Annotated in this window: 9 protein-coding genes; all 9 read right to left on the bottom strand. The window is 37.5% G+C overall.

Annotation, left to right across the window (positions count from 1 at the left end; genetic code table 11):
* Window positions 1-61: 61 nt before the first annotated feature.
* The 9 genes from ABJL82_RS10295 to ABJL82_RS10255 all read right to left on the bottom strand — a co-directional run bounded on the left by ABJL82_RS10295 (window position 62) and on the right by ABJL82_RS10255 (window position 12,209).
* The gene (locus ABJL82_RS10295) at window positions 62-1,084 is read right to left on the bottom strand and encodes a transposase (RefSeq protein ID WP_347274643.1); all 1,023 of its coding nucleotides are present in this window, start codon (window positions 1,082-1,084) and stop codon (window positions 62-64) included.
* A gap of 136 nt (window positions 1,085-1,220) precedes the next feature.
* Window positions 1,221-1,691, bottom strand: coding sequence for a DUF3368 domain-containing protein (locus ABJL82_RS10290; RefSeq protein WP_347274642.1), 471 nt, complete (start codon window positions 1,689-1,691; stop codon window positions 1,221-1,223).
* Window positions 1,691-1,957, bottom strand: a complete 267-nt coding sequence (locus ABJL82_RS10285) for a UPF0175 family protein (RefSeq protein ID WP_347274641.1) — start codon at window positions 1,955-1,957, stop codon at window positions 1,691-1,693. Before ABJL82_RS10285 ends, ABJL82_RS10290 begins: the two co-directional genes overlap by 1 nt.
* A 391-nt stretch (window positions 1,958-2,348) precedes the next feature.
* The gene (locus ABJL82_RS10280; RefSeq protein WP_347274640.1) at window positions 2,349-2,879 is read right to left on the bottom strand and encodes a hypothetical protein; all 531 of its coding nucleotides are present in this window, start codon (window positions 2,877-2,879) and stop codon (window positions 2,349-2,351) included.
* A gap of 495 nt (window positions 2,880-3,374) precedes the next feature.
* Window positions 3,375-4,907: a restriction endonuclease gene (locus ABJL82_RS10275; RefSeq protein ID WP_347274639.1), complete on the bottom strand. Its 1,533-nt coding sequence runs from the start codon at window positions 4,905-4,907 to the stop codon at window positions 3,375-3,377.
* Window positions 4,908-4,909: 2 nt separating this feature from the next.
* Window positions 4,910-5,128 carry a hypothetical protein gene (locus tag ABJL82_RS10270; RefSeq protein ID WP_347274638.1) on the bottom strand — a complete coding sequence of 73 codons (219 nt, stop codon included), beginning with the start codon at window positions 5,126-5,128 and terminating at the stop codon, window positions 4,910-4,912.
* 101 nt (window positions 5,129-5,229) lie between these two features.
* A complete protein-coding gene (locus ABJL82_RS10265) occupies window positions 5,230-5,634 on the bottom strand; it encodes a hypothetical protein (RefSeq protein ID WP_347274637.1) in 405 nt (134 codons plus the stop codon).
* A 35-nt stretch (window positions 5,635-5,669) separates the two neighbouring features.
* Window positions 5,670-8,396 carry a carboxypeptidase-like regulatory domain-containing protein gene (locus tag ABJL82_RS10260; protein ID WP_347274636.1) on the bottom strand — a complete coding sequence of 909 codons (2,727 nt, stop codon included), beginning with the start codon at window positions 8,394-8,396 and terminating at the stop codon, window positions 5,670-5,672.
* Window positions 8,397-8,483: 87 nt separating this feature from the next.
* Entirely contained in the window at window positions 8,484-12,209 is a 3,726-nt protein-coding gene (locus tag ABJL82_RS10255) for an SBBP repeat-containing protein (protein WP_347274635.1), read from the bottom strand.
* Between the last annotated feature and the right edge of the window lie 121 nt (window positions 12,210-12,330).

Raw genomic sequence — 12,330 nt, 5'->3', positions numbered from 1 at the left:
ACAAAATTATGATTTAGATGGAAAAATTTTAACCTTTTCCTGATTTGTTTATAGATTGCTTTTAATTTACACACAATTTTCTTTGCGTTTTATTTTCATTGCTGATCACATTCTCGGACAGCCTGTTGATTAGTGATTTAAGTGCTGCTAATCTCTTTTTAATCTTATTATCTTTCGATAACATAGATTTCATAATAGTTACCCGCCGACTTACCGATGAATAACCAAGACTAAATAAATTGCCTATCTCCCGATTATTATACCAACCTGTACTCCATAAAAAATAGATTAATATATCACGATCCAGTTTATCTGAAGCACATATCCTGGAGGATTGTAAAAAAACATCTGTATCACATTTTAAGATATTTGCAGCCTTCTTTAGAATGGTTTCAGGATTGGTATCTCTCAATACCTGTCGTTTTTGAGGTATTTCAACATCAGGGTTTTCTGTCAAATATTTGGACTTTATACGTTCTACAAAATTTCGGGAACCTAAAAAGAGACCATAATGGAAATCTTCCCAAATCTTTTTTTCTTCATGAGAATAATTTTGTACCATTTTCCTGTATGCTTTTTGTTTGTATTCTGCATCTAATAGGGAAAGAACAGGCTTTGTAAATAACCACTCCGGTGGTTTCTTATTATATGCATAAACTGGATAACTGCTCCATGGATAATCAACCAGTCTCCTGACTAATCCGGCACGCAAAGGATTCCTGTGAATATAACAGGAAAGAAGAATAAGGTATTCATCATTTTCTATGAGAAAATTTTTGAATCGCCCCTGAAACAGGTGGCCACTGCGTTTGTGTTTGATATTGTACCGACGTGTATAAGTAGCGCCGAACCATTGCATGCTTTTAGAAATATTAGGTTTATTGGTTTTAAGCAGCAGATGGTAATGATTGTCCATGAGAACATAAGCAAATACCTCAATCTCAAATCTGTCCGCCATTTTCCCTAAAATATCCAGAAAAGAAACGCGGTCATCATTATCACGGAAAATATTCCTCCTTTCATTCCCTCGTGATAAGATGTGGTAATAAGCGCCTTCAAATTCTATTCGCCATTGCCTTGCCATGGCATGTCATGTCATGTCATGTCATAAACGATAGCATAATCAGATTTTAATTGCCAAACACATAATCACTAATCAAGATGTGACCCTGGTACTCCATTCTCCATGACCCTGGTACTCCAAAACATCCTACTTTGTATTAATTTTCATTTACAATCGTCAGGGCTTTATCATAGACCTCGCTTGAGAGGTAAAATTTATGTTTCCTTAATATATTTAAAATCGGTTTTATTTCTGGAATTAACATCCTTTGTTTCGCTGCAATCAACAAACCTGTTGTTCCTGTTATAGTTAAACCCATTGCTTTGGCATATCTTCTTGCCTTTAAATCATCAATCAAAAGCACATCGGCTCTTAATGAACGACATAGTGATATTGCCTCTGCCTCGCCTTTATCAATTTCCTGATAGAGTTTTTCTGCATCTGCTGCAGTCTCAGTTGAAAGGTTTTCAACTAAAAGCCAATCAGGCATAATATAGCCGCCCGGCCTTAGCCATTCTCTGTCAACAGATGGAGGAATTTTTACTTTCTCAAAAAGTTTTCCGAGTATCCAGAGATATCCTGCCTTATCAAGAAGTATTAAAGGACTTGTATCAGAGATAGCTATCATTACAGTTTTTCCAGTGACCTTACTTCTTCCTCAAGTTCTTCCGGAGTGATACGGATATACGGTATCCCTTTCATACCTGCATACCGGATAAATTCAAATCTCTCCATTTCAAGTATTTCAGCAGCCTTACCGCTGGAAATCTTTCCTTCCCGGTATAATTCAAGCACAGCGGCTTCTTTTATTAAATCTGTACTATCCTGATAAGTCGTTGATAGTTTTTCCAGTATCTCAGAAGGAAAAGATATTTGTATTGTTTTTAATGGCATTTTACTCGCTCCTTTTTGACGCTTTTATACAACATTAATAATTTTGCAAAAAATGTATATATCTTTTACAAAATATTCCACATTAATCTCAATTTTAGGTACTTAAGCTCACAGTTCATGTTTATAATATGAAAACTATTATCGGGAGCAGAATTTCATATTTCAGTCAGAATGGTTTTCTATAAGAACATACCCATGTAATTGCACTATATATTTTTCTAAACTATCTTTTAATATGCCGAGAAACCTTTTACGATCTGTGTCATTTTTAAATATACGGCTTCTTTCATTACTGACCCAATTGGTTCATTGTTGTCAATAGATAATGTCTGACCCCACTGCCCCCCCTTGAACTACCTTATCAGGTTATCCTTCAAGTAAGAAGTAAGGTTTATTTTAATTTGTCAATATTTTTGTGATAAGCTAACACTTTTGGCATAATCTCTCGAATACATTTCCATGTATTAGTATTTCTTTCATTAGCAAACTTTATCTGAAATATCGAAGCTGCCTTCTCATCATTATTATTAGCTCGATTTGCAATATAATTATAAAGATGTCCGATTTCATGATCCATACCGCTTTGATTGTATACTTCAAAAAAATCTTCTGGAGAAACAGAACAAAGTATTCTCATTATTTCATCGATATCTATTTCAAGCATTCCCTTTTTCTCTAATTCTTTTTTTATTATATCACTATCTGATCTATTTAAATATTCTGTGGACAAATTACATTCATATACTCGTATTTTAGGATAAATAAAACTACCGTACCAATTGCCGTCAGGTGGAAATCCTGGACACAAAGAAAACTTTACATTATTTATACGAGATAAAATTTTCTCATAACCTAATTTTGGTGCCAATTCAATCGTATTCGTCTTCCATCTATCAATGTCTTTTTCTGTTATCTTTCTCATAATAAAATTTTTCTCCTATCCTTTATCTTTATTACAAAAATGATTCTTTTCGACTATCATTTTGTGGTCAATAGGGGTCAAGAATGCAAAGATACTTATAAGGATGAATTAACTGATTTATTGTGCAAGAATTTCTCTACGTCTTCCAATTTCTTATTTAACCTACTGTCTTTTGATATCCACGCTTTCATGTTTGATAAAATAATATAGGCGATGCTTTAAGAAGTTGGACGATAACAGGGTCGCGACCGTTTTATAATTTCCTATATTTTTCATGGTTTATGGAATGTAAAAACGAATTCACAAAATTATGCATCATCAGGACTCATTATACTGTATGAGTTCACAAATAGGGATTTCTAAGGTCAGATTTAACTTTTGTTAACATAAATAGTTATAGCATTTCTGGAATCACATTTTGTGAATCCCTTGAGTATAATTTGCATGATGGGCACTGTAACATTTTTTTTCCCTTTTTTATTCAATCTTACCATATTATTTCGTATTTAAATTATTTTTCTGCTTCTCTTGTTCTGCCAATATTTGCTTTGCTTCCTTTAAATCTATCTTTGCTTTATGACCATGTTTCTCAAGTAAATGTAAAAGGTTGCTGCCGTTTAATAATGTAAGGGGTTTCCCTTTGGCAAATTCATACGCATCAGGCCCGTAGTCAGCGGTAGACACTAATATCCCTTTTGTTGCACCCTCATTCATGATGGTTCCATAAAGATCACGAACGGCAGAAACACCTACCGTATTTGTATAACGTTTGGCCTGGATTACTATTTTGCCTCCTCTGATTGGATCAGGATCAAAAGCTACTGCATCAACCCCTGCATCTCTGCTGGATCGGGTAACCTTAACCTCTCCACCAGATTGAGAAAATTCCTTTTCAAAAAGTTCTCTGATCAAATGTTCAAAATCTTCCCAATCCATTGCGGCAAGATTGTAAGTGTCGCCTAATTCGTCAACAACTTGGTAGGAAGACACAAATCTTTTGTCTTCCCGGTTAATACTTAATATAGGTGCAATTGGTGTCAAACTGTGGAGTTTTGAACTGCCAATGCCTTTTAGTTTTTTAAAACAAGCTTTTGGGTCTACATGTTCTAAATTAATTGACAAAAATTCCTGTTTATTTGCTTGAACAGATACTATACAGGCAGTTGTGTTTTGGCCTGTGGCTTTATCTATTGACTCCACAATACCATTAAAAATGATTGAATCAATAGCATTTACAACATCAGATTCGTATAGTTCATGAATTGTTCTTAGTGTGATTTGATAAATAAGATCATCATAAAGGTTATTAACTGTTGAGTCTGCAAAAAAACTTTCTGAAAACTCATCACTCGTTTTGATATATTTTACTTCCTTTAACCTTGGGAGTGCATCAATGGGAGGTAATGAGTAATCTACAATTAATATTTTTGTTTCAGGGTTATAATCGAGATCAAACTCTTGAGGAAAATAGTGTGGATATTCTGAATCTGACAAAATAATTTCACAAAATGGAATTATAACATTCGGTTGTTTATCAAAATATTGTTTATATATAGCATTTTTCCTTTCTTGTATTGCCAAATAGTCTTTTTCCTCTGCTTCCCATTTACTTAGTTCCTCTTGATATTGTTTTTCGAGTTTTTTATTTTTTAAAACTATTTCTTCCTTTTCCTCTAACCAGCAATCATAATCACTTTTAAACATATTTTCTGCATAGATAATTATTTCTTTTTTACTTGCCCCAGGAAACATCCAGTCCCGCTTCGAACTCACCAAAGGCTCACCCAGCTTATTTATATATTGCTTATAAAATGGGGCATTTTTATCGGGTGGTTTAGGGATATTTAATAACTTTGGTAATTGAGGTTTTTGTTTATGGAATTTAATTTCTTCCTTCAAAATTGCCCTATCAATTTTGTAGTTTTTCTTCAGAGCGTGCTTTAGAATATCCTTTATTTCTTTTATAGCTTCTGTTGCTTCTTTGGTTTGTTCAAGTGCCAATTCCGTTTTTAACTGTCTTTTTTCCATTTTCAACTTTCCCTCATTTCATTCCATGCAGCTATTTGAGTCTCAGCCATTTGTTCCACTACATCCCTGTCACGCCCACGAATAACGCGGTATTTATTTAAACCTTCATGCCTGATTTCTGCTTTCCACATAGTAGCTCCATCATTCGAACCTCTTGTTTGACTCCTTGATTCCAAGCTTCTTTGTACATTTCTAATCATTGCATCATAATTTCTTGCCATACTTAATATTCCCTCATCTCAATAATAGAGTATAATAAACGGTTATTTTCGGATTTTAAAGGTAATAGTCACCCACCACATTTTTCCATATCAAATCTTTTCTATTTTAATATCAGCCACCTTAATTCAAAGTACAGTTCTGGAAATTCATAATCCTCATCTGAATTATTCCAGCATTCCCGGATGCATATAACTGCTTTGTCTAATTCTGAGTACGCCAAAGATACCGTAAAATAATGTGCTGGGTTATCATACGTAGATGTAATAGGTAATTGTCTTTCATAACTACCATAACCACCGCCAATATCTGCAAATCCCATAACACCTTTAATTTCAGACTCTATGTTACCAATTATAAATATTTGTGAGTCAAAACTACCTGCTCCAATCTCAATCGGTTCAAACTCAACATCTGCAATACCTTTGTCATTAATTTTAACCCTATCGGCAAAAAGAGTTGTGGTACTAACAAAAAGTACTGCTAAACAAATAAATATCTTATACATTTCTCATTCTCCTGTTAAATTGTTCTTAAAAATAATCACTTTTCTTCCAACACAATCTCAATCTCCTTTTCCTCTCCTTCTTCAAGATTCACGTTATATTTTGATTTGTAATACCCCTTCTTCTTTGAGACAATTTTATACGTGTCCACATTAAGGTTATTGAATTCAAAATAGCCTTCTTTGTTTGTATATTCTTTCACTTTAACCCCTGTGCCTTTACCCTTGCATCGTACCTTTGCTGATTCAACAGGGTCGTCATATTCATCCACTACATATCCGAATATTTTGCCTGTTAGGGTACTCGGCGTGGGTGTTGTTGATGGTATCGGGTTAACTGAAGGGGAGAGCGAAGGTACGGGCGTTGGAGGTGTTATAGCGCGTAATAGTGTAAAATCGGCCTGTGTTGTTTCTCCTGCCGTTACGGTTACTGTCTGCGATACAGACCCGTAGCCTTCCGCCAGTGCAGTCAGTAAATAACTCCCTTCCGCAACATCGTTCAACTGATAGATGCCATTAGAACCGGTTTTTGCCGAATATCCCCCTTTATCAGTAAATACAGTTGCATTTGCAACAGGCTTTCCATCCGTATCAACCACACTTCCAAATATAGTGCCTAATTCGGCTGGGGTTGGTACAGGTGTCGTGCTTGTTGCAGCCGTCCATGTACCAACAAGGACATATACATCTTCCGTATTATATGATCCACTGTAACCTGATATCTGTATATAGTATATACCGGCTTCGAGGTCGTTGTATGAAATCGTTTCCGTGCCTTTAGGATTTGCGGAATTGCTTATTTCAGTTTTCGAGGAATCATACAGATAAAGGTCATAATCATTATCCGTTGGCACAGTAAGCATCAACTGTATATCTGGATTTTTCAACTCAAACTTAAAATAATCCCTGTCTGAAAAACTGCACAATTTTCCCTCATAACTTTTTCCGGACTCTAAGGGTCCATATGCCACGTCGAAGTCATCATTAGGTTCGAAATCATCAATGCAGGACGATTCAGTCGTAAAATTCTTTTCATCTCCATAGATGGTACCTGCGCTGTTTTGCCCTGCAATACGATAATAATACTTTGTGCCTTCTGACAGGCCGCTTATGCTAATGCTTATTGACGTATCAGCCGTACCGTTAACGGTTTGTGTTGATGACAAAAGGGAATAAACACCATTTGTTGTTCCGTATTCAAACCATACGGTAGTAGATGAGTTATTGGCGTTTACCGTACCGTTTAATGTGGCAGAGCCGGTTGAAACATTTGTTGCCGAATCAGTTTCCACTGTTGGAGGATTTATTATAGGTGTTGGCGAAGGAGTGGGTTGCGGTTCGGAATAGGTAACAGTAATTGAATCGGTTGCCGTATTTCCCGCATTATCAGTTGCCGTTACCGTTATGGAGTTGCTCCCTTCAGAAAGATTTATATTTGAAACAGACCAGCTTGTTGTGCCGCTTGCAGTCCCGCTGCTTCCGGTAGCGCTGTTTGACCATGCAACGCTGTTTACCCCGCTGGTACTGTCGGATGCGCTTCCGCTCAGGCTTATGGTACTGCTTGTGGTTGAATAGGTAGCATCAGATGTCGGGCTGGTTATTGATACCGTTGGGGCAGTGGTATCTAAAGTGATGGAATCACTGGCAGTACTTGAAACATTCCCTGCGGCGTCTTTGTACCACACATACACCGTCTTTGAACCATCTCCGTTGCTTAATGTGTACGAGACGCTTGCACTGTAGCTGGTGGTTGATGATACTGATATCCAACTTGAATCGGAAGATGAGGGGGTTGTAGAGCTTGTGGATAAATAATAGCCGGTTACTCCCGTACCATCCGTTGCCGATAGGCTCAGGGTTACAGAAGTGGTTTTTGTATATATATCGCCATCGTTTATAGCTATCGAACCAGAGGGTGCGCTAGAATCAATCGTTCCCGCCTCAACAACCTCTGCGGTATCGGAAACTATGCTAATAGCACCATCCGCATCAGGATTGTCGGTAAATGAAACCGTTATAGTATCGCCAACCGCTGATTTAATACGGGTATTTACCAATGTATCGCTGGCACTTACGGCAATCGTTCCAAGGAATGACCCAGTATCGTTGCCCGTTTCAGTCAACCTCAATGTGGTGCCCGTTGAATCCGTAGTGGATTTAACGTTTACGTTGACAACATTTGCAGAAGATATCGAGGCATTTGTTTCCGGGTCATACAAGGACACAACGGCATTTCCACCATGCGCTATCTGCTCTTCTGTAATATCTAAAACAGCGCCAAAATTTTTGGTGCTTACATTTGCAGTAACGTCAGCCGCAGGGCTTGCATCCGGATACACTACCGTAATAATGCCATTGGCAACTGCTCTTACTTTGACGGGTGATGTACTATCATCGGTAGAGGAAGTAGTTTTAAATGTACCTAAAAATGTCCCTGAATTTGAACTATTTTCATCCATTGTAAGATAAATATCGCTTCCAGATGCCGGTGTTATTTTAACTGTACCTGAGTCTGCTGCGCTTGTCATATTCAGATCGTTATCAATTACAGTTATTATTATTGTGTCACCATTAAGAAAGGCTTCGTTTTTACTAAGGCGCAGATCACCAGCACCACCAGCAGTGGTTAGTGCACCAGTCTCAACACTTATTGTTTCATTTCCTAAAGCAATTTTTACATTCAAAATGTTTACTAAAAACAAAAATGAAAACAGAATTACTGTAATAATGCCCTTGCTTAAATAGCCTTTGTTTTTATCGTCCATCTTTACTGTCTCCTAAATCAATAATTTTAAATATATCACCGGAGGAAATTACTTATTTTAAGGTACGGAGGCATTTTTGGAATTAAATCACTTTTCCTCCAACACAATCTCGATTTCCTTTTCCTCTCCTTCTTCAAGATTCACGTTATATTTTGATTTGTAATACCCTTTTTGCTTCGCGGTGATTTTATATGTGTCGGCATCAAGGTTATTGAATTCAAAATAGCCTTCTTTGTTTGTATATCCTTTCACTTTAACCCCTGTGTTTTTGCCTTTACATGTTACTTTTACAGATGCAATGAAAGTGTTGTGTTCGTCCATAACATAGCCGAATATTTTGCCTTCCAATGTTGTTGGCTCTGAATAAGTAACGGTAATTGTATCCGATGCTGAATTACCAGCATTGTCTTTTGCAGTAACAGTAATTACATTTTCAACATCTACCAGTAAACCAATATTTGAAATACTCCAACTGGCAGTGCCGCTTGCCGCACCTTTTCCGCCCTGATTGTTTGACCATATTATACTTGCTATACCACTTGTCGCATCAGAGGCATTGCCCCATAAACTTACTACGCTTATTGTAGTCGAATAAGTATCGTTTGTCGTTGGACTGGTAATGGTTATTTCGGGAGGAGTTGTATCAAGTATGATAGAATCACTGTATATATCTGAAATATTGCCTGCACCATCCTTGTACCAGACATATATCGTTTTACTGCCATCGCCATCATCTAAGGTATATAAAATACTTGCAGAATAATTTGTCGTAGAACTAATACTTGTCCAACCAGAAGATGATGAAGATGGCGTAGAAGAATTTGTGGAAATATAATACCCCGTAATGCCAACATCATCTGAAGCGGACAATTTTAGTGTGACGTTTGCAGAGTTTGTGTAAGGATTTCCGTTGTTAATGCTTATTGAACCGGAGGGTTTAGTAGTGTCTGATAATGTAGTAAAAGACATTTCATCGCCATATGTTGTTCCGATTTCATTCTCTGCAACAATTTGATAATAATACGTTGTACCAGCATATAAATTATATATATCAACACTAACCGCCTGATCAGTTGACCCGCTAATTGTTTTAGTAGAAGTACTGTAATCATACAAACCAGTATATAAGCCATATTCAAACCATACAGTTGTTGAACGGTTATTTGCATTTACTGTGCCATTTAACGTCGTAGAATTTATTGTTATATCTGTTGCAGAATCTGTTGTAACAGAGGGCGGAGATGAAGAAAGATCACTGTCAAGTTTTGACACAAAGATGTCATAAGAACCACCATTAAATGAGCTATCGTAACCATCGCTCGATATGGGAAAATTAGATGAATCTGTAGAACCTGTTACATATACATTACCTGTTTTGTCAAGGGCAATAGCAGAGCCAATATAGCTTCCCAAGTAAGTGGAAGCTTTGAGGGTTGTTAAATCACTATTGAGTTTTGATACAATTACATCATTAAGAGAACCACTATAAGAAGTTTGATAAGCACCTGTAGTTGTCGGATAGTCACTTGAGTAAGAATTACCTGTTACGTAAACATTACCGCTGTTATCAACAGCAAGGGAAGATAAATTATCTTGGCGACTTCCCCCAATATATGTAGAAGCAAGAAGGGTTGTTAAATCATTGTTGAGTTTTGATATAATGCCGTCCTGATAGGTACTTTTATTAGAAGTTTGATAAGCACCTGTAGTCGTTGGATAGTCACTTGAATGAGAATAGCCGGTTACATAAACATTACCACTATCATCAATTACAAGGGAAGTTCCGTAATCATTACCATTGCCTCCCAAATAGGTAGACGCAAGGAGATTCGTTAATTCACTATTGAGTTTTGATATAATAATTTCCTGATCTCCATTAAAAAAATTTTGATAGGCATCTGTAGTGGTTGGGTAATCACCTGAAGAACTTTGACCAGTTATATAAACATTACCACTACCATCAAGGCTAATAGAATAGCCTTCATCACTGCTATACCCACCCAGATATGTCGAAGCAAGAAGGTTTGTTAATTCACTATTAAGTTTTGATATGACGACATCAGGATTATCTCCACTACTATTAAATATAGTTTGATAGGCACCTGTAGTTGTAGGATAGTCGCTTGATCGAGTGGCACCCACCACATAAACATTACCACTGCTATCAAGGGCAATAGAATAACCATAATCAATGTAACTTCCCCCAATATATGTCGAAGCAAGAAGGATTGTTAAGTCACTGTTTAGTTTTGATACAATCACACCAGAACCACTAATAGACGTTTGATAAGCATCTATAGTGGTTGGGTAATCGCTCGAATCAGAAGTACCTGCCACATAAACATTACCACTGCTATCAAAGCCAATAGAATAACCATGATCAGAGTAGCTTCCCCCAATATATGTCGAAGCAAGAAGAGTTGTTAAATCACTGTTGAGTTTTGATATAATCACATTGCCATGAGAACCATTATTAGAAATTTGATAGGCACTTGTAGTGCTTAGGTAATCACTTGAATAACTTTGCCCCGTTACATAAACATTACCGCTGCTATCAAAGGCAATTGCATTTGCGTAATCTTTGTTTGTTCCTCCCAAAAACGTAGAAGCCAGCAAAGGGTCAATTACAAGTTCCTTTGTCTTGTCATAAGAGGCCACCTTAAAACCATACTCTAATTTTGGATGCCCGATTTCAGTCGAGGACAAGTTTACGATTTTAGATTTCGGATTTGTGGTGGGTTGTATGACATGCGGGGAATCTCTTTCCACCCCCTTCACCCCCGCCTGTCTGCATGCAACGCACAGGCAGGCCAGCGGGGGACAGACATTTCCTGCGCTTTCGGTGTTGCCCACAATACTTTCCTTTGCGTTCTTTGGTACGCCTTTGCGGTGAACTACCTGTGGTACGGCATATATTTCATATTCCACCCCCACATCCACCCTTTTCCCATCTATTTCCTGATATGCCACCGGTTTGGTGAATGCTACGGGGCCGAGTTCGGTTTCTGCTACGAGTTGGCCTTGTTCGTTTACTGACAATTTTGGATTTTGAATTTTGAATTTTGGATTTTCTATTCCGCACTCCGCATTCTGCACTACGCACTCCTTTACGCCGCTTAGGTTTATTTTTATCCGGTCGGGATTTGCACCTGGTTTTACGTAAAAGAGTTTTTCTACGTTGTTTCCGTATGCCTTGAGTTTTAATTCTATGCCCTTGTAGACTTCTCCAAGATCAACCATATTATACGTGGAAATATTGGATTTCCACTTCTTTTGATCATTCCCTATGAAATAATTTACCTTTTTTGCCGACTTGTCTTCGCCTTTTATTTCCTTTACTTTTGCGCCAATAAGCGTTTCTTTTAATGCTATTCCCTGTAATTCAGAGTTTACGAGTTTTGAGTTGTGAGTTTGGGAGTTTGAGGTAGGGGAATGTAAATCGCTGATTTGTCTTGCATCGTGTATCACATCGGGCGAATGCAATTCGCCCCTACATTGTTGTATTTTATCGGGCGAATGCTTTAAAGACGCAATGCCTTGCGTCTCTACATCTGAATTATTATTTGGCAGCGCATACACAATCTCTCCGTCTTTTGTGACAAACACCGTCCCGCCGAAGGTATTGGCGTAAAAGGTTACCCGTTCATCCATCTGGCCATTATTGGCAATGAAGGGGATTTGGATGCGATGCATGTTTTGCCTGATTTGTTCCTGTGATACTGCTTCCGCCTTTTGATTACCCGAAGCTGCGTATTGGACAAGAAATACCAGTAATAACACCATTGCCGATGTAATAAATAATCCCTTTTTCATAGTTTCTGACCCTTTCTGCCTGTCGGTTGACGGGCTTTTTTGTTTTATGATATCGCCATTTTCAATGGGAGCATTCCCGATTTTTTATAACTACCTGCACAATGTAACACAAGCATCTTGC

It is taken from the genome of Candidatus Kuenenia sp. (assembly GCF_039794105.1).
Taxonomy (GTDB): Bacteria; Planctomycetota; Brocadiia; order Brocadiales; family Brocadiaceae; genus Kuenenia.
Note: the sequence above shows the minus strand (reverse complement) of the source record. Positions and strands in the feature narration are given on the sequence as shown.

Coding starts and splice junctions, on each gene's coding strand:
- ABJL82_RS10255 (WP_347274635.1), bottom strand. CDS start 12,209: ATGAAAAAGGGATTATTTATTACATCGGCAATGGTGTTATTACTGGTA.
- ABJL82_RS10275 (WP_347274639.1), bottom strand. CDS start 4,907: ATGGAAAAAAGACAGTTAAAAACGGAATTGGCACTTGAACAAACCAAA.
- ABJL82_RS10285 (WP_347274641.1), bottom strand. CDS start 1,957: ATGCCATTAAAAACAATACAAATATCTTTTCCTTCTGAGATACTGGAA.
- ABJL82_RS10270 (WP_347274638.1), bottom strand. CDS start 5,128: ATGGCAAGAAATTATGATGCAATGATTAGAAATGTACAAAGAAGCTTG.
- ABJL82_RS10265 (WP_347274637.1), bottom strand. CDS start 5,634: ATGTATAAGATATTTATTTGTTTAGCAGTACTTTTTGTTAGTACCACA.
- ABJL82_RS10280 (WP_347274640.1), bottom strand. CDS start 2,879: ATGAGAAAGATAACAGAAAAAGACATTGATAGATGGAAGACGAATACG.
- ABJL82_RS10290 (WP_347274642.1), bottom strand. CDS start 1,691: ATGATAGCTATCTCTGATACAAGTCCTTTAATACTTCTTGATAAGGCA.
- ABJL82_RS10260 (WP_347274636.1), bottom strand. CDS start 8,396: ATGGACGATAAAAACAAAGGCTATTTAAGCAAGGGCATTATTACAGTA.
- ABJL82_RS10295 (WP_347274643.1), bottom strand. CDS start 1,084: ATGGCAAGGCAATGGCGAATAGAATTTGAAGGCGCTTATTACCACATC.